This is a genomic window from Streptomyces sp. NPDC057900 (assembly GCF_042887885.1).
GTDB lineage: Bacteria > Actinomycetota > Actinomycetes > Streptomycetales > Streptomycetaceae > Streptomyces.
Genome location: NZ_JBHVOI010000001.1, coordinates 716,236 through 734,197, shown reverse-complemented (window position 1 = coordinate 734,197; position 17,962 = coordinate 716,236). Strand labels below are relative to the sequence as shown.

Sequence of the window (17,962 nt, the reverse complement as noted above, 5' to 3'; positions counted from 1 at the left end):
GACCGGCCTTTTCGGGGACCGGGGGACCGGACGAGGGCCGCGTTACCGTCCGGTGGGCTGGGGCTGGGGCTGCGTGGGCGCGGGTCCGGTCCGGGGGTCCCGGTGTCCGGCCGGGACGTGGGGCCGCTGGATGTCCTCCGGATAGGCCGTGTGCGCCATCGCCTCTTCGTAGGTGATGGCGCCCGCCGCGACGAGGGCGTTGATGGAGGTCTCAAGGGTCTGCATGCCGTCACGGTGGCCGGTCGAGACCATGTTGCGGATCTGGCGGGTCTTGCCCTCGCGGATCAGATTACGGATCGCCGGCGTGCCCACCAGCACCTCGAAGGCGGCCACCCGGCCCCCGCCGATCCGGGGGACGAGCGTCTGGTTGAGGATGCCGACCAGGGTGTGCGCCAATTGCAGCCGGATCTGAGGCTGTTGCTCGGCGGGGAACACGTCGACGATGCGGTCCAGCGTCTGCGACGTGTCGTTGGTGTGCAGGGTGGCGAACACCAGGTGCCCGGTCTCGGCGATGGTCAGGGCCGCGGAGATGCTCTCCGGGTCGCGCATCTCGCCCAGGAGCAGGACGTCGGGGTCCTCGCGCAGGGCCGAGCGCAGCGCGGCGGGGAACGAGTCGGTGTCGGTGCCGACCTCGCGTTGGTTGACCGCCGAGCGCTTGTGCCGGTGCAGGTACTCGATCGGGTCCTCGATGGTGAGGATGTGCACCGGCCGGTGCGTGTTGACGTAATCGAGGAGCGCCGCCAGGCTGGTCGACTTCCCCGACCCGGTCGGCCCGGTCACCAGCACGAACCCGCGCGGCATGCCCGCCCACCCGATGACGACCGGAGGGAGCCCGAGCTGCTCGGACGACGGCACGTCGAACGGGATGATCCGCAGCGCGAGCGCCGACGCGCCGCGCTGCACGAAGGCGTTCCCGCGCAGCCTGGCCCTTTCTCCCCAGCTGAACGCGAAATCGACCTGCTTCTCCCGGCGGAACCGCTCGGTGAGTTCCTCGCCCAGCACACCGGTCACCAGACGGTCGGCTTCCGGCTCGGTCAGCGCGGCCCCCTCGACCGGTCGCAGGGCGCCGTCGACGCGGAGGAACGGCGCCGATCCTGAGGTGAGCAGCAGATCGCTGCCGCCCCGCTCCCACAGCTCATCGAGCAGCTGGTCGATGATCGTGGCACTCGGCCCGGACATGGTGGCCTCCAAGGGGGCTCGTTCGCTCATGGCAGGACCGTCCACTGCTTGACGGTGCCGGTGTGGCCGTCGAAGGACACGGCGGCCCTGACGAGTGGGCCGGACAGCAGGTCGATCCGGGTGGAGCCGAGGTGTTCCGTCGCGCCCTCGCTCCCGGCGGTCACGGTGTAGGTCACGGTGAGGCCGGCCAGCTGGGAGGCCGTGGTCAGGCCGCACGGCGCCAGGTCGATCCGGTCGGCCACCGGACCGCTCACTCCGCTGTGGACCGGCACGTCCAGCGCGTTCTCCGTGCCGGCGCAGGTGCTGCCGGCGAAGTCCACCGACGCTTTCACCGACTTCACGTCGCCGTCTTCGTGGTGGGCGATCTGGAGGACGACGCGGTCGAGCGCTCCCGTCGTGGCCGGTGCCGGCCGGGCGTAGCCGCCGATGGTGAGGGACGCCCGGCCACCGCCCGGAACGGTGGCGTCCCTGGCGTCCACGGGCGCGCCGGGCGCCGGTGGTGTGAACCCGGTGATCGCGGTGACCGATGCCGGTTTAGCGGTCACGGCCGGATAGGTCGTGAACAGCACCGGCTCCGGTGGGATCCCGATCACCGGTCGGAGGTATCCGGTCGCCGGGCTGATGCCGAGGCGGATGGTCCGGGCGACGATGCCACGGGTGACGATCTGCGAGCCGACCCGGCTCATCGACAGGTCGACGGCGGCGGTCGGCGCGTAGACGGTGCCGTTGATCACCAGGCGGCTGTGATCGGTGGCCGTGTCGGCGTCGTCGGTCGACTTCAGCACCGCGCAACGGGTGCCCGTGGTGGAGCAGCCGGACAGGGCCCTGATGGACGGGGCCCGGAACACGATGTCGAGTCCGACGCCGTCGAGCTGCTCGGTGGCGGCGGTGCTGCCCTTGGCCAGCTTCGCCGCGTAGTCGACGGCGAGCCGGGACAACTGGTCGGCCTCCGTGACCCCGCAGGCGCCGAGGTCGACCACGTCGACACCGAGTGCGCCCTCATGCGGGGTCAGGGCGTGGTCCGTGTCGCAGGCGGTGCCGGTGCCGGAGACGGTCAGCGCGGCCGTGGGCGGCGCCGGCGGTGCGGGTGGCTCTGTCGGTGTCGGTGGGTCTGGCGGCGTGGGTGGGTCTGTGGGTGCGGGCGGTGCCGGGGTAGTGTCGTCGCCCCGGTGCGACACGCGCAGCACGACCTTGTCGATCACGGACCCGGCCGGCAGGGGCAGCATCGCGAACGCGCCGAGCCGGATCGACGCCGACGGGGTGTCCGTGGTCAGTGTCGCGGCCGAGGTGGTGGTGTCGATCGCGCGGGCATTGTCCGGGTCGAGGAACGCAGCGGCGGTGGGCGTCGAGGTGCTGGCCGCCTCGGTGGGCCGGACCGATATCGGGGGCCGGTAGGCCAGTTCCAGGGCGGTGCCGTCGAGCTGGTCGGTGGCGGCGGTGCTGCCGGTGCCGAGGGTGGCGGTGTAGGTCACGGTCAGGCCGGTCAGCTGGGCGGGGTCGGTGAGCCCGCAGGCGGCGACCAGGTCCAGCGTGTCGGTGGCCAGGGCGCCCCGGTGCGTGGCGAGCTTCTGCGGGCCGGTGCAGGTGTGCGGCAGGCGGGGCCCGGACAGGGTGACCGCGGCTGTTGGCGGCGGTCCTCCGGCCGCCCCGGGATCGTCGCGATGCGCGACGTGCAGCAGGGCCCCGTCCAGGACCGAACCGGGCGGCACGGCGGGGGAGTCGTAACCGCCGAGGTCGATGTCGGCCTTCGGCCGTGCGACCGGGTCGAGCGCCGCGCGGGCCGTGTTGGTGCCGTCGATCGTCTTCGCGTCGGCCGAGGCGTCGAACGTCGTCGACTCCGCGCTCGTCGCCGGCCGGGGCGGTGGCGGATCGTAGACGACTTCGAGCCACATGCCGTCCAGGGAGTCGGCACCCGCGGTACCGCCCCCGGCCAGTCCGGCGGTGTAGGTCGCGGTCAGACCGGTCAGCTGTCCGGGGGCCGTGATGCCGCAGGCCTTCAGGTCGACGCGGTCGTCGCCCGGGGCCGCCCGTGCGGTGAGCGGCAGGCCGGTACAGCCGTCACCGTCGCCCGCCGGGGTGACATCGATCCTGGGCGCCGCCGCGTCGCCGGTCTCCCGATGGGCCACCCGCAGCACGGCGGAGTCGATTGTCGACCCGGGCGGCAAGGGCGGCCGGCCGAACCCGGCCAGGGTGACCGACGCGGACGGGGCCGCCCCGGTCAGATCGGCGGTCGCTGCGCGTGATGCCGGTTGTTCGCCGATCTCCAGGGCGTTCCCGGCATCGGCGAAACCCGTCGACGCGGTCACGGCGGTCGGCTTGAACGTGGTCGGCGTGCGGTAGGTGACCTCCAGCCAGAGGCCGTCCAGTCGCTCGGTGCCGGTGGTGCCGTTGGCGTCCAGGGTGGCGGCGTAGGTCACCGTCAGTCCGGTGAGCCGAGCCGGGTCGCTCAGCCCGCACGCGTCCAGCAGGTCGATCGGGGGATCCGTGGTGAGCTCCGTGTGCCGGGGCAGGTCGTGGGTGCGGCAGGTGTCTCCGCGGACGGCGGTGGTGACCTCGACCGCGCCGGGGGCGGTCAGGTCGCCGCCGTCCGCGTGCTTGACACGGAGCGTGGCGCCGGTGATGACGGAGCCGGACGGTACCCGGGGGGTGAAGCCGCCGAGCTGCATCGAGGCCGACTTGCGTCGCGCCGGGCCGAGGACCGCGTCGGCCGTGCAGCTCGCGGTGCCCGTCGGCTGCGGACATCCGGGCAGGGTCGGCCGTTCGCCGCTGGTCAGGGCATGGTCCGGGGCGGTGAAGCCGGTGTTCGCGATCACCGCTGTCGCCTTCAGCGAGTGTGACGGCTTCGGCGGCTGGACCCCGTACACCGCCACCTGTTGCGCCTCCGGGGCCACCGGGGCGCACAGTTCGACGTGTCCGCGGTCGACCTGGAGTCGGCTGCCGCCGCCCATCATGACCTCGACGCCCTCCGGCCGCGTCCTGTCGCAACCTCCCGGGCTGGGGATGGCCGGGCGGGTGGGGGCGCCGGGAGCCCAGCCGCTCCGCGTGCCGCCGACCACGCTGACCGTGGGGTCGTCGACCGTCCAGACCGCGGGGCCGCCGGTGAAGGTGAAGTCGAAGTAGTAGAGCCCCGGTTGCAGCCACACGACGGCATCGGGGCAATCGCCACCGGTGAGGCGGGTGAGGGCGCGGGCGTCGTCGTAATATCCGGGCTGCAACCGCACCAGCCAGGAGCCGGGGCCGGGGCACGCGGGCACCGTCTGCCGGACCGGGACGGCCGTGGCCGGCGGTGCGTAGTCCGGGTCCGCGCCCACGACCTCGTCGGCGGGGGCCGGCGGGGTGTCGTCGGCGCAGCCGTGCACGTACGGGGCCTGGGTCGGGGGCAACCGGGTCTGCGACACGGCACGTGAGCAGTCGCCTACGGCGGACACGTCGCCCGACACCACCATCGAGGCGCCCGCGCCGGTCGTGATGTCCGAGTGGGAGAACACGCTGCCCTGCACGCGGAGGCCGGGCGTGGTCACGTCGATGCCGTCCGTCGCCGCCCGGCCCAGGCTGCGCAACGCGTCCTGCGGCTGGGTCGCGCGGGTGGCCTCGGGAGACGAGTTGAGGGGGTCGCAGTGCACGATCATCTGACGGCCGTTGATCGGCGGGGCGGTGTAGTCGGCGCACGGGTTGCCCTGCGAGAAGTTCTTGATCGCGAGCTGGGTGGCACCGTCCGCGCTGTAGCCCCGCTTGCCCTGGCCGACGTACACGCTCGCGGCCTTCAGCCCGGTGCCGGCGAAGGACAGCACCGACACGGTGACCAGGCTGAAGACGACGATGAAGGCCAGCGCGAGGATCAGCGTCGCGCCCTCGTCGTCGTGGCGCGGGCTGCGTGGATCCCGGCGGCCTGTCATGACGCGCTCGATCGTCGGACGGCGGTCAGGGCCGTCGGGGGCGCGGCGGGGTCGCTTCGCACGGTCAGCGTTACCTCCATGGGCGAGGTGCACGAGGTCGTGGCACCGCAGTTCAGAGTCACCGGATGTGTCGATGTGCCGCTGTCGAACCGGCCGAGCGACGTGGTGGTGGCGACGTCGCCTCCGTCGGTGCACTTCACCCGGTTGAGGGCACCGCTCTGCCGGTCGTAGGTGTAGACGATGTCGGTGCCGGTCCGGCTCAGGTGGACGATCACGTCGGCAACGCCGCACGCGGGGTCGGTCGTGACCCTGTCCGCGCTCTGCACGTCGCCGTAGAAGTAGCGGTTGAGCGTGCCCACCGTGCTGGTGGCGGCCACCCGCTTCTCGGTGGCCGTTGTGAACCGCAGTCCGAGAATGATGGCCTTGGGCAGCAGTGTCGCGATGATGCCCATGATGACGATCGTGACCAGCAACTCGGTCAGGGTGAATCCCGACTCCGAGCGCCCGCTCTGCCGTTGCTTCGTCATGAGAGCATCGACTCCCGCTTGACCACTTCGAGGGTCGCGTCCCTGACCGGGCGCGGGCCGGTCGAGTGGACGGTGAGCGTGACCTTCTGCACCCCGGTATCGGCCGCCGGGCAGGGCCGGCCGAACGCGGCCACCCCGTCCCAGTACTCGATCTCGACGGTCACTGTGTACCCGTCCGGCGGCGCGGGAGTCTCGTAATCACTGGCGCAGGAGACGTACGGGGCGCTGACGACCTTCTCGGCGGCGCTGCGGATGACCGAGTCGGCGCCGGTCACCTTCTGCTGCGTGACCGAGCTGATGATCGCGGTGCCGATGCCTCCGAGGATGGCCACGAAGGCGACGCCCATGAGCACCACGGCGACGAGAACCTCGATCAGGGTCTCGCCCTCCTCGCCGCGACGGAGCCGGGGGCGGCGTCGGGGGCGCCGTGCCGGGCCGGTCACTGGACCTCGACCTGGTTGTAGACGCCGTAGATCGCGGAGAGGAGAGCGACGGCGACGAACCCCACGACGGCCCCGACCATGATCACCACGGTCGGCTCGAACAGGCTGGTCAGCCGCTTGAGTTTGTACTGCAGTTCCTTCTCGTAGAAGTCCGAGACGTTCTCCAGCTGGTCGTCCAGGGTCCCGGTCTCTTCCCCCACGCGCATCATCTGCGTGACGGAGCCGGGGAAGAGCTTGGTGCGGGCGATCGGCCGGGAGATCCCGCCGCCTTCGAGCATCTCCGTTCTGGCCGTCCCGATGGACCGTTCGTACACCAGGTTGTTGGCGCCGGAACCGGCCAGGCCCAGTGCCTCCGGGATGGGCACGCCCGCCTTGATCATCGAGGTCAGGATGCGGCAGAACCGTTCGATGACCATGAAGCGGACGACGTCGCCGACCACCGGCATCGCCAGCAGGAACCGGTCGCGCAGCACCCGTCCCCGTTCGCTCCGCACACCCGCGACCAGTGCCACGACGAGCACGACGAGCACGCCCGCGATGACCGGGTACCAGGCCGCGGCGAAGTCCGTGATGCCCAGCAGAATCCGGGTCGGCAGCGGCAGTTCCGCGTTGAAGGACTCGAAGAAGGCCTTGAAACGGGGCAGTACGAAGATGACGAGGACGAGGATGACGGCGACGGCGAGACCCATCACCAGGGCCGGATAGGTCAGGGCGGAGCGGATGCTGCGCCTGCCTTCGACGTCGCGCTCGATATAGCGGGCCAACTGAGCCATCACCACGTCGAGTTCACCGGTCGCCTCGGCCGAGCGGAGGACGGAGATGTAGAACGGCGGGAGCGCCGCGGCGTGGGCGGTCATCGCGCCGGCGAAGCTCTCGCCGAATCGCAGTGAGTCCATGACGTCCACGAGCACCCTGCCGAGCTTCTTGTCTCTGGTCTCGGTGCGGATGATTTCCAGGGCGTCCAGGATGGGCACTCCGGCCTTGATGAAGGCGGCCATCTGGCGGGAGAAGTTGCTCAGTTCGACCAGGTCGACCTTGGCCGCGGTGAGTTCGAACTGCAGCAGGCCGCGGCCCGCAGCCTTGACCGACCGCACGTCGTAGCCCTGCCGGGTCAGGCTGTCGGTCACTCCGTCGACACTGGAGCCCGTGAGCACGCCGGTGGCCCGCGTCCCGTCCGGGCCGAGGGCGACGTACTTGAAGGTGGCCATGCCGGTACCCTCCTGGTTTCCGGTGTCAGAGGTTCGTGTTGTGAGGGGCGTCCAGTGGTGCGTCCAGTGGGGACCGTCCTCAGACCACGTACACGCTGGACATGATCTCGGCGATGGTCGTGACCCCCTCCTCGACCAGGCGGACGCCGCCGTCCAGGAGGCTTTCCATGTGCTGTTCGCGGGCGGCCTCGCGCAGGCTGCTGATCGGTGCTTTCTCGACGAGCAGCCGCTTGACCGTGTCGCTCATCACGAGCAGTTCGAAGACGCCGATCCGCTCCTGGTAGCCGGTCCGCGAGCAGAAGTTGCAGCCCCGGCCCTGCCAGAATCCGGTGTCGGTCGACCCGCCGGCCTCGGCGAAGAAGGCCAGTTCGTCCACGCCCGGCCGGTAGGGCTCCCGGCACTGGTCGCAGATCCGCCGCACCAGTCGCTGGCTGACCACACCGGCGACGGTGGAGGTGATCAGGAACGGCTCGATGCCCATGTCGGTGAACCGGTGGAGCGCGGAGCAGGCGTCGGCGGCGTGGATGGATGACAGCACGAAGTGGCCGGTCAGGGCGGACTCGACCGCGATCCGTGCTGTCTCGGCGTCCCGGATCTCACCCACCAGGATCACGTCCGGGTCCTGTCGGAGGATCGAGCGCAGCCCGGTCGCGAACGAGACGCCCGCCTGGTCGTTGATCTGGATCTGGTTGACCGACGGGACCACGTACTCCACCGGGTCCTCGACGGTGGTGATGTTGCGCTCGCTCTGGTTCAGCTCACCGAGCGTGGCGTACAGGGTGGTCGTCTTGCCGCAGCCGGTCGGTCCACCGCAGGCGACCATGCCGTACGGGGAGCGCAGCAGGGACGAGAACCGTTCGTAGGTCGCGGCGGGCATGCCGAGCTCGGCCAGCCGCAACAGCGTCCGGTTGCTGTCGAGCAGCCGCAGTACCGCCTTCTCACCCCAGATGGTGGGGGTGGTGGAGACCCGGATATCGACCGATCGGGCGTCGATCTCGGTGGTTATCTGCCCGTCCTGCGGGCGCCGCCGGTCGACGATGTTCATGTTGGCCATGATCTTGATCCGGCTGACCACGGACGGGCCCATCTTCTCCGGCAGGCTCAGTACGTCGTGCAGCGCGCCGTCGATGCGGTAGCGGACCCGGACCCGGTCGGCGTGCGGTTCGATGTGTATGTCAGAGGCCCGGTCGCGCAGGCCCTGGGTCAGCATGAGGTTGACCAGGTGCACGACGGGCGCGTCCTCGCTCACCACCCTGGCCCCGGAGTCGGCGTTGCGGCCGGTCTCGGTCGCCTCGAAGGCTTCGACGAGGCTGCTGACACCGGTCAACGCCCGGTAGGTGCTGTCGATCGAGCGCCGGATGTCCGAAGGGGCCGCGATCGCCAACCGCACCCGGTCCGGTGCGACGGCCCGGCCGACCTCCTTGAGCACACGCGGGTCGGCCGGGTCGCCCGCCGCGATCAGCAGCGTGCCCTCGGCCCGCCGTACGGCGACGACGCCCAGTGAGCGGGCCAGCGCCTCCGGTACCCGGGCGGCCGCCTCGGGATCAGGTTCGCTCTGCCGCAAGTCGACTTCGGGTACGTCGAGTTGGACCGAAAGCGCCTCGACCAGTGACCGCTCGTCGACCATGCCGAGTTCGACCAGCAGGGCGCCGAGCCGCTTGCCCGCCGACTGCTGCAGGAGCGCCTCGTCCACCTGTGCCGGCGTCAGCAGCCCTCGCTGCACCAGTAGTTCCCCGATGCGCGGCCGCTTCCGCGGTGCGGGCGAGGGCTGCGCCGAGCCGGCCACCGGGTCCTGGACAGGTTCGTCGGCCTGGAGGGGAGGCGGTGTCGGGCCTCGCGCGCCATCGGGCAGGGTGCTGTCCTCGCCCGTAGCGCTTGTCGTGGCCGCGCGGCGTCGGAGAAGCCGTCTGTGTGCCAAGGAAACCACCCCTTTCGCGCATCCGTGACAGCGGCCGAGCTTTCACAGGGAACGCGCGGGGAATGCGCGCCGATACTGTCAGCCGCTGATTAGTCAGCCGCATACTACTGCACGCCGCCGCGCCGCGGTCGCCGTAGGCGCCCCTTGCGGACCCCTTGTCCGCTAAGTAGTCTGCTGCTGATTAATCAAGCTGTGACTAGTTGTCGCTTCGGCTTGGTCCAGCCGTCGTAGATGGAGAAACATGTTCACTTACCTGCAAGGCAAGTCGCGTCGGCGCGTGCGTGCGCGGAACGAGACGGCGGAAGCCGGCTTCACGCTCATCGAGCTGCTCGTGGTCATCGTGATCCTCGGCGTCCTGTCCGCCATCGTCGTCTTCTCCGTCCGGGGCATCAACGACAAGGGGCAGGGCTCGGCGTGCAAGACCGACAAGTCCACGATCCAGACCGCGGAAGAGGCGTACTTCGCCGGCGACAACCGCAGCAAGTACGGCACCATGCCCCAGCTGGTGGACGGCGGCTTCCTGTCCACCGCTTCGACCTGGTACGACGTCAAGCCGAACGCGAACGGCACCTCGTACGACATCACGCCGAGGGACGAGCTCCCGGGCGGCCAGGCGAACCCCTGCTCCTGATACGGGGGAGTCACACCTGACCTCGTCGGTCAGCGGTCCGTCGGGCGGCCGGACGGTCGCGTCGGCCAGGTGGCACGGAAAGGCCACCTGGCACCGCGTTCGGCGGCCTGCGGCAATATCCGGGCCCGGAGTGCCGGGCCCGGATCGCTCACTTCTCACCCGTAGAGACCGGTAAGCGCGGTACACGCGGTAAATCCGGCAAGCGCGGCACATGCCGTAAGCACCGTAAGAACGGTAAGGAACCCTGGCGTCCATGTCATCCGTATTCGTTATGGCTATCGGTCTGCTGGGGCTCGCGGTGGGGTCGTTCCTCAACGTCGCCGTCTCCCGGGTACCGGCCGGCCGCTCGGTCGTGCGGCCCCGCTCCGCCTGTCCGCGATGCGCGACACCGATCGCGGCCCGGGACAACATCCCCGTCGTGTCCTGGCTCCTGCTGGGCCGGCGCTGCCGCGCCTGCCGGGTGCCCATCCCCGCGCGCTACCCGCTCGTCGAGGCGCTCACCGCAGTCCTGTTCGTCGCGGAGGCGCTGCGCTTCGGCCGCTCGGAGACGCTGCCCGCCACGCTTGTCTTCACCGCTGGCCTCCTGGCCCTGGCCGCCTGCGACGCCGAACAGTTCCTGCTCCCTCGGCGGATCGTCTACCCGACTCTCGGGCTCACCGCTTCCTGCCTGCTCGTGGCCGCGGCGGTCACCGGGCAGTGGCATCGGCTCGGCGTGACCGCGGCGTGCGGAGTGGGCGCCTTCGCTGTCTTCTTCGCCCTGCACCAGTTGCGGCCGGCCTGGCTCGGATTCGGCGATGTGCGCCTGGCCGGGCTGCTCGGCACCGGACTGGGCTGGCTCGGGCCGTGGCATCCGGTCTTCGCGCTGCTGGCCGGCAGCTCCGTCGGGCTGCTGGTGGGCCTCTCGCTCATGGCGGCGGGGCGGGCGACCCGCCATACCCGCCTCCCCTTCGGCGTATTCCTCGCCGTCGGCGCCATCGCCGCCATCCTCGTCGGCGGTCCTGTCATCCACTGGTACGGTTCCGGTCCGGGTCTCTGAGAATCCACAGGTCCAGGTCGGAGGATCGCAAACAGCACCGGCGATCCTTACCCTTGTCCCTATGAAGGAACCTGATCTGCCACTGGCCGAGTGGATTGTGCTCGCGCTCATCGCCGAACGGCCCAGCCACGGCTTCGCCATCTCGACCCTCACCGCTGAGGGCGCGGAGATCGGCGAGTTCTGGTACATCTCGCGGCCCATGGTCTACCGATCGATCACGCGGCTGGTCGAGCGCGGGCTGATCACGGCGGTCGGCGCCGAGGAAGGCAATCGGGGACCGCAGCGCATGATCTACGCCGCGACCCAGTCGGCGAAGACGGCGGTCAGCCAGTGGCTCAGCGAACCCGTGACCGAGCTGTTCGACGTCCGCGCCGAGCTCACCTGCAAGCTCCTGCTGCTCCAGCGTCGCGACCTGAGCCCGGCCCGTCTGGTCGAGCGCCAACGGGTCGTCCTCGACGAGATCGAGGAGTCGCTGCGCGCCAAGGAGGACGCCGCGGGCGACCACATCGCCCGCGCGAGCTACGCCTGGCGGCAGGAGCACGTCCGCTCGGCGCGCCGGTTCCTCGACGCCGTCGACGTCGACTCGACGCGGTCGGCCGTCAACAGCGGCTGACGTCACGCCCGGAACCGTCGGCGGGCGATGTCCGTGCCCGGCCGACGGTCCGTTGACGGCCCTGCCGTCGTTCCGCTGTCAGTACGAAGCCCTAGTAGCCGTAGGCGGCGAGGGTCGTCTGGATGGTGGCGTTCCCGTCCCACTTGTTGTTGAACAGGTCGCCCCAGGCAGCCGCCGCGCCGGAGTTGCCGCCGTTCAGGGCGACACCGTACTGCTCGATGTCTCCGTAGCCGGAGTACGTGCTCGAATCGACCTCGGTCCACGTGTTGGGGTCATCGCCCGTGGTGCCGTTCAGCGAACTCGACGTCCAGCGGACGTTCACGACGTTCGACTTCGCGACAAGACCCAGCTGCGTGTTCCCGCCGGCGTTCGCCGTCACCGCGCCACGCACCTGGCTGATCCCTGATTCCAGGCGCACCTTGCACGCCGTACCCGCGCTGTCGCACGCGCTTCCCCGGAACACGTTCTGGCCCGCCCCGCTGTCGGTCCAGGAGAACCCGTTCTGGGTCAGCGCCTGCTTGGACGCCGCACCGAACGGCGCGGAGGCCGGGTCGGCGACCGCGATCCGGTGCCCGCTCGTCGCGAGCCAGCTCACCACCCCCGGAATCGTCGTGGGCGCGCCCCCGGAGACCGGCGAGGCGTCGCACCGAGGCGACTGCGCCTTGCCGTTACCGCTGCCGTTGGCGTCCGCGCCGGACGCCAGCGGCGGACTCGCCGCGTTGGACGGGTCATCGCCCTTGCCGGACCCCGCCCAGCTGCCGCTGCAGCTGTAGATCGTCAGGCGTCCGATCGCCACGAGATGCTTGCTCGTGTAGTCGCCGTTGCACTCGACGCTCCCGCTCGCCACGCACGTCCCGCCGTCCGAGGTCGGGATGACCGCGTCCACGTTGGTCTCGTCCGCCGACAGGAACGCGTCGATGTGCAGGGGCCCGTTGAAGCAGTTGTCCGACGAGGAGGGGTCGCACGTGGTGTAGGGGCCGGCGCTCTTCAGCTGCTGACGCAGGCTTCCCGACGTGATCCCGCGCATCGTCGACGTATCGATCGCCGGCTTGTTCCAGAACCCGCCGATCTGCGACGCGGCGTTCGCGGTGAACGGCGTGAACGACTGGAGTGACGCGAGCGTCCCCTTCATGTCCGACACGGCGGGATACATGTTGTTCGCGACAGCGGTCTGCGAATCCGTCGAGGCGAACGCCGCGGGTGCCATGGCGGTGATCAGCGCCGTCGCGAGCGCACCCGCCGCGAACGCGTTCCGCACGCGGCGCATCGCGCTGCGACCGGCGTGCGGGGCGCTCCGGGTGCGTCTGGAATTTCTTTGCATCTGCTACTCCTGGTCGATTCTGTTGGCGGCGACTGCCGCCCGGGCACCCTGCTGGCGGGGTCAGGCGGATGCCGTCAACTCCCGTGCATCTGCGAGGTTTCCGGCAGGAAGGTGCCTCATACGCCTAGATGGTGCGCATGCCGGGCCCCGGTAGTCAATGGTTGACAACCTCCGGTGCCGTGGATGTAATACCCGTATCCAAACTGCAACGGGCCTGGCCGACGTGTGTCGTCGGTCCGCTGCGGCACGCAGGAAAGGGGCCGGCGGAACAATGGGCAGAGGCGTGGTATGTCAGCAGTGTTGAGCAGGCTGTCGGGCTCGCGCGCGATCCGGTGGGGTGCGCTCGTCCTCGCCGTGATCGCGGTGGCGGCGGCCGTATTCGTGATGACGCGCGGTGGATCGGATACCGCCACCCGGTCCCACATGGCCGACCGTGAGTGGTGCACGCCGGGCACCCCGCGCACCGCGCTCTGCCCGAACAGCAAGGTGTTCGACGCAGCCCGGTACGCCACTCACGGCGACGCGTTCGAGTGCGTCCAGTTCGCCCATCAGGCTGATGCCCAGGCGGTGTTGCGGGCTGACCCCAGCGATCCGAACCACCTCGACGACGGAGGCGGCGTCGCCTGCCGGGGCTTGCCGGAACCGCGCGACACCGAACCGGTTCGCCGTATCGCGCAGCGGTTCAAGTGCCGTCCTGGCGATATCCGCAGCGCGCTCTGCCCGCAGCCGAAGCGAGCCTTCGACGCCCGCTACTTCCTGCGCTACGGCAACGACGCCTACGACTGCGACGACTTCGCCGGCCAGGCGGACGCGCAGGCCGTCCTGCGCTTCGAGCCGGCCGACCCGAACCGCCTCGACAAGGACGGGGACGGGATCGCGTGCCCGGATCTGCCGGGAACCAAGGACCTCAAGCCCGTACGGCGCGGAACACCGTGACGTGGCAAGGGCTCGCGCGTGTGCTCGGGCCCAACGTGACCCATCGACCGAAGGAAGCCCCGACTGCCATGACACCGGACCATCGCCTGCTCTCCTCGCGCGCGAGACGCGAGGACGGCTTCACACTCATCGAGTTGCTCGTGGTCATCGTGATCCTGGGCGTCCTCGCCGCCATCGTGGTCTTCTCCGTCAGGGGCATCGGCGACAAGGGCCGCGAGAACGCGGTGGCCGCGGACGCGGCTGCCCTGCGCACAGCGGAAGAGTCCTACTGCGCGCGGCACGGCCACTACGGGACGGTCGATGATCTGAAGGCGGGCGGGCTGCTGGCCGACGATCCGACGTACAACATGGTGATGGTCGGCACGGAGAACAAGTGCGGCCGAGGCGAGAAGTCGTCGTTCTCGCTCTACAGGACCGCACCGACGGAGAGTGCGGCGGACGCGGTCCCGGTGGGCGCGAATCCGACCGACCTCGCGGTCGACGAGAAGGCCGACCGGGTGTACGCCGTCTCCAGCGGCGACAACAGCGTCACCGTGATCGACGGCAGGACCGACACCGCGATCGGCAAACCGATCGATGTCTCCCGCGCCGTGACGAGCCCGACCCGGATCGCGGTCGACCCCGGCACGGGACGGGTCTACGTCGGAGGTACGGGCGGCGTCGCGATCATCGACACGGCCAAGGCCAACCAGGTGACCCCCGTCGGCGGTTTCTCGACGACCGTCTCCGGACTGGCCGTCTCTCCGGAGAACGGTGACGTCTACGTCGGCGGCGGATCTATCAGCAACTCGGCGGTCGCCTACATCGCGGCCGGCAGCTCGACGGCGAAGCCGATCACCCTGCCCGCCACGGGACTGGTGAGCGCGGTGTTCGGCATGGACTTCTCCTTCGACGCCGCGCGCCACGCGGTGTACGTCGCGAAGAGCAACCTCGGCACCGGTGAGAGCGCCGATGCCACCATCGGCCTCTTCGCCATCTCGTCGCAGACCCACCAGGCCAGGATCGTCTGGAAGTTCCCGACGAAGTCGGGCTGCGCCACCAACGCGGGGAACTTCCTCGTCAACAACTCCGTCCGGGGCAGCGCCGTCGTCGATCCCAACCGCCACCTCGTCTACCTCCTCGCCCGGAGATGCGCTCCGGACCCGGCGAACCCCACGGGCCAGTGGAAGGGCGTCGCGACGACGATCGTCATCGACCCCAGTGACGGCAGTTCCACGGCGATCGACGACCCGGTGGGAACGCTCTACGCCCCCATATCCGCTGTCTACAACGCCGCGGCAGGGTCGGTCTACGTCTTCTCCAATGGTGGGGCCATCGCGGAATGCGGCAGTATCGCGGGCCGCATCAGCCGAATCGTCGGCACGACGGTCACCGGACAGACATCGGTCTGCGCCGCGTCGAACGCCTCCGGGAACCCGGCGCACAAGGTCGCCGTGCTGAGCAACTTCAACAGGGTCTTCGTCACCCAGCTCAAGACCGCCGACACGCAGGACGACACCGAGTCGCCGGGCGGCCTCGGCGTGGCCGACGGCACCACGCTGCTGAGGCAGGCCCCGCTCGGCCGGCCCCGTGAGTTCGCCGCGGTGGCCGTCAACAACACGACGGCGAAGGTGTACGCCGTCGACATGGCGAACGGAACGGTCGAGGCGTACCGGACAGGATGAGCCCAGGCCGTGTCATCGCGGCCATCACACCGACCGCGTGCGCCGGAAACGAACCCCCGGAGCACGCGGTCGCGCGTCGTCCCGGAGGGCTGGGACGACGCGCGAGCGGTGCTCCGAACGGACCGGGAGCCGGGTCAGACGAGGTCGAGCAGTTCCGTGTGGACAGCGGCGTGGCCGCTGTGGTCGTCGACGAGATGGAGCTGAAGGATCCAGTGGGCACGCCACCCCTCGTCCAGTGTCCGGCGCAGGGGCCGGTCGTTGTCCGGACCGATGAACATGTCCGGCCGTGCCGACTCCGCACGCGTGGCGGGCGCGGTACCGGTCAACCGACCGCAGTGCCGGGAGCCCAGACTCCGGCCGGTCCCGGCCGCCAGGCCGCGTACCTCCGCGTAGAGCTCCCGACCGGTGATGGTTTCGTCGGCCCGGAAGGCATCACGGGCGCGGGAGGCCACGACGTCCAGGTCGTGCACGAGGCGCCGCCGCGCGAGCCCGTCACCGAGGGCCACGGTCCGGGCGAAGCCCGTCTCGTACGGGGCCAGCAAGGGCTCGAAGTCCACCACGACCAGGTCCTGTTCACCGATGACCCGGTCCGGCCACGACACGCCCGGCACGGCGTCCGGCCCCGACCGCACGAACCGACGGCCGACCCGGCCCGCCCGGACGCCGAAGACCTCCCGGGCGATCAGGGCGATCCGGTTGTCGACCTCCTCCTCGCCGCGTCCGGGCTTGATCACCTGCGTGGCGACCACGTGCGCGAACAGGCGCTGCGCCATGCGCTGGCCTTCCAGCAGGTGCAGGGCCCGCAGTCGTATGTCCATCCGGTCCAACGTCGTCATCGCGCGTCCTCGCTGTCAGCCCGAGGCGGTGCCCCGAGCACGCGACCGAAGCTAACAGCGTCCCCCGGCGCGGCATCACCGGTTGATCATCCAGCGCTCGGCCGGTGCCGGCCGCCTGAGTTGGTCCGTCGTACGAGGAACGCGGCTGAACCGAGGGCCGCCGACTCTCACGCGTAGGTGCGCAGTTCCGGCCACATCTCTCCCCACGGACGTCGCGGGCCCGTGCAGACGTAGACATGGCCGCCCTGTTCGACGTTGGGGACGCCGTACGGGGTGGAGAGGGTGGCGGCCACCCGGACGTGCCGGAAGTGCCGGCGCAACTGGGCGGCGTACTCGGGGGCGTGGTCCGGTCCGGGGGCGATGGCCACCACGGTCGTGGCGTCCGGGTTGCCCGGACCCCACCACCAGTCGGTGTTCTGGGCGCTCACGGCGGTGGGCAGTCCGGTGCCTCGGCCGAGTTCGTTGACGGCGCCGGCCTCGCCGTAGTCCGCCGCGAACACCACCGCGTTCGCGCGCTGTCCGGCCGGGAGCCCGGTCCACACCTGCCTTACGGTGGAGACGAGTTGGGGCCAGCCCACGGTCTCGCCCGAGTTCGAGCTGATGCCGTACGTCCAGGCCACGTCGGAGAGCGGCAGCACCGGCAGGACGATCACCGCGAACATCCCGGCAGAGGCGGTGGTCGCGATCATCAGGTCGCGCAGCCGGCCCGGCCGGGCGTGCAGCCAGCCGTCGAGCCCCACGGACCCGGCCGCCAACAGGCAGACGTACAGCCCGCCCAGGTAGTACACCTGGGCTCCGGTCGTCACGGCGAACAGCACGAACAGCACCGCGTACGTGGCCACCAGGCACTGCCACAGCGGGCGGCCGGAGCGCCATAGGAACCGCAGACCCGCCATCCACAGGACCGCCAGCGCCAGGCACGACATGCCGAACTGCCCCACGATCCAGGTGGGGATGTTCTCCGGGCCCCCGTTCTTCCCGTTCAGCGCCCGTGTCATCTCGAACATCGCCCAGCCGTGCCGCGACTGCCACCACAGGTCGGGCAGCACGAGCAGTACGGCGATCGCGGCGCCCGCGAGCAGCCGGCGGTCGGCCACGGTCCGGCGGGCGGGGCCCAGGAGCACGGTGGCCAGCAGGACGACGCCGAAGATCCCGGCGAGGTGGTTGAACTCCGAGCCGATGCCGATCAGCGCTCCCGCGGCGAGCCACCACCGGGTGTCGCCGGTGCGGCCGATCCGCACGACCACCAGCGCCGTCGCCGCCCAGGCCAGGACCTCGTACGACGTGGTGTTGGCGATGTGCGCGCCGCCCAGCAGCACGGGCATGGTGCCGGTCGCGACCGCCGCGAGCAGCTGGGCCCGGCGCGCGCCGCCGAATTCGCGCGCTGTCATGCCGCCCACCACCACCGTGCCCGCCGCCGCCAGTGCGGGCCACAGCCGCAGGCCCGCCTCCGACACCCCGAACAACGAGAGCGAGACCCGCGCCAGCAGCGGCGCCAGCACCGGCTGGTCCACGTAACTCGCCTGGAGGTGCCTGGCGCAGTCGAGGAAGTACAACTCGTCTATATGGAAGCCGTAGCGCGGGGACAGCGCCATCAGCAGGACGAAGACCAGCCCCGCGACTGCGAACACCCGCCGGTCCTGCGGCGCCGTCCGCCCACCGTTCTCGTCGGCACTCGCGACGCCCGCCCTGTCCGCCATCTCCGCAACCCCCCGGTCTCGGCCCCCCGGCCCGCGTTCGCGACCGGTGCGGTC

At 70.6% G+C, this 17,962-nt stretch carries 14 protein-coding genes; 5 read left to right on the top strand and 9 right to left on the bottom strand.

The features are described 5' to 3' along the window. Nucleotides 1-42 precede the first annotated feature (42 nt). The 6 genes from ACFVQ0_RS02940 to ACFVQ0_RS02915 form a co-directional block, all read right to left on the bottom strand. Nucleotides 43-1,209 carry a type IV pilus twitching motility protein PilT gene (locus ACFVQ0_RS02940; RefSeq protein WP_390083940.1) on the bottom strand — a complete coding sequence of 389 codons (1,167 nt, stop codon included), beginning with the start codon at nt 1,207-1,209 and terminating at the stop codon, nt 43-45. Next, nucleotides 1,206-5,075 carry a hypothetical protein gene (locus ACFVQ0_RS02935; RefSeq protein WP_390083938.1) on the bottom strand — a complete coding sequence of 1,290 codons (3,870 nt, stop codon included), beginning with the start codon at nt 5,073-5,075 and terminating at the stop codon, nt 1,206-1,208. The genes ACFVQ0_RS02940 and ACFVQ0_RS02935 overlap by 4 nt, the downstream gene beginning before the upstream one ends. Next, nucleotides 5,072-5,602 carry a type II secretion system protein gene (locus ACFVQ0_RS02930; RefSeq protein WP_390083936.1) on the bottom strand — a complete coding sequence of 177 codons (531 nt, stop codon included), beginning with the start codon at nt 5,600-5,602 and terminating at the stop codon, nt 5,072-5,074. The genes ACFVQ0_RS02935 and ACFVQ0_RS02930 overlap by 4 nt, the downstream gene beginning before the upstream one ends. Continuing rightward, complete coding sequence (locus ACFVQ0_RS02925) at nt 5,599-6,045, bottom strand: type II secretion system protein (protein WP_390083934.1); 447 nt, start codon at nt 6,043-6,045, stop codon at nt 5,599-5,601. Before ACFVQ0_RS02925 ends, ACFVQ0_RS02930 begins: the two co-directional genes overlap by 4 nt. Further along, nucleotides 6,042-7,253 carry a type II secretion system F family protein gene (locus ACFVQ0_RS02920; protein ID WP_390083933.1) on the bottom strand — a complete coding sequence of 404 codons (1,212 nt, stop codon included), beginning with the start codon at nt 7,251-7,253 and terminating at the stop codon, nt 6,042-6,044. Before ACFVQ0_RS02920 ends, ACFVQ0_RS02925 begins: the two co-directional genes overlap by 4 nt. A 79-nt stretch (nt 7,254-7,332) precedes the next feature. Then, the gene (locus ACFVQ0_RS02915; protein WP_390083932.1) at nt 7,333-8,976 is read right to left on the bottom strand and encodes a GspE/PulE family protein; all 1,644 of its coding nucleotides are present in this window, start codon (nt 8,974-8,976) and stop codon (nt 7,333-7,335) included. A gap of 472 nt (nt 8,977-9,448) precedes the next feature. On the opposite strand from ACFVQ0_RS02915, the gene ACFVQ0_RS02910 reads away from it, so the two are divergent. From ACFVQ0_RS02910 to ACFVQ0_RS02900, 3 genes are all read left to right on the top strand, one after another. Further along, the gene (locus ACFVQ0_RS02910) at nt 9,449-9,802 is read left to right on the top strand and encodes a type IV pilin protein (RefSeq protein ID WP_390083931.1); all 354 of its coding nucleotides are present in this window, start codon (nt 9,449-9,451) and stop codon (nt 9,800-9,802) included. 253 nt (nt 9,803-10,055) lie between these two features. After that, complete coding sequence (locus ACFVQ0_RS02905) at nt 10,056-10,838, top strand: prepilin peptidase (protein WP_390083929.1); 783 nt, start codon at nt 10,056-10,058, stop codon at nt 10,836-10,838. Nucleotides 10,839-10,899: 61 nt separating this feature from the next. Beyond that, the gene (locus tag ACFVQ0_RS02900; RefSeq protein ID WP_390083928.1) at nt 10,900-11,451 is read left to right on the top strand and encodes a PadR family transcriptional regulator; all 552 of its coding nucleotides are present in this window, start codon (nt 10,900-10,902) and stop codon (nt 11,449-11,451) included. 91 nt (nt 11,452-11,542) lie between these two features. Here the strand turns inward: ACFVQ0_RS02900 and ACFVQ0_RS02895 are convergent, their stop codons facing one another. Next, nucleotides 11,543-12,772 carry a hypothetical protein gene (locus tag ACFVQ0_RS02895; protein WP_390083926.1) on the bottom strand — a complete coding sequence of 410 codons (1,230 nt, stop codon included), beginning with the start codon at nt 12,770-12,772 and terminating at the stop codon, nt 11,543-11,545. A 288-nt stretch (nt 12,773-13,060) separates the two neighbouring features. Between ACFVQ0_RS02895 and ACFVQ0_RS02890 the strand changes: the two genes are divergently transcribed. Next, entirely contained in the window at nt 13,061-13,708 is a 648-nt protein-coding gene (locus tag ACFVQ0_RS02890; RefSeq protein ID WP_390083924.1) for a hypothetical protein, read from the top strand. A 68-nt stretch (nt 13,709-13,776) separates the two neighbouring features. Continuing rightward, the gene (locus tag ACFVQ0_RS02885; protein WP_390083922.1) at nt 13,777-15,372 is read left to right on the top strand and encodes a prepilin-type N-terminal cleavage/methylation domain-containing protein; all 1,596 of its coding nucleotides are present in this window, start codon (nt 13,777-13,779) and stop codon (nt 15,370-15,372) included. A 134-nt stretch (nt 15,373-15,506) separates the two neighbouring features. Here ACFVQ0_RS02885 and ACFVQ0_RS02880 read toward each other — a convergent pair whose 3' ends face one another. Both ACFVQ0_RS02880 and ACFVQ0_RS02875 read right to left on the bottom strand, forming a co-directional pair. Further along, nucleotides 15,507-16,208: a M24 family metallopeptidase gene (locus ACFVQ0_RS02880; protein WP_390083920.1), complete on the bottom strand. Its 702-nt coding sequence runs from the start codon at nt 16,206-16,208 to the stop codon at nt 15,507-15,509. 167 nt (nt 16,209-16,375) lie between these two features. Then, on the bottom strand, nt 16,376-17,908 hold the full coding sequence (locus tag ACFVQ0_RS02875) for an ArnT family glycosyltransferase (protein WP_390083918.1): 1,533 nt from the start codon (nt 17,906-17,908) through the stop codon (nt 16,376-16,378). Nucleotides 17,909-17,962: the final 54 nt, after the last annotated feature.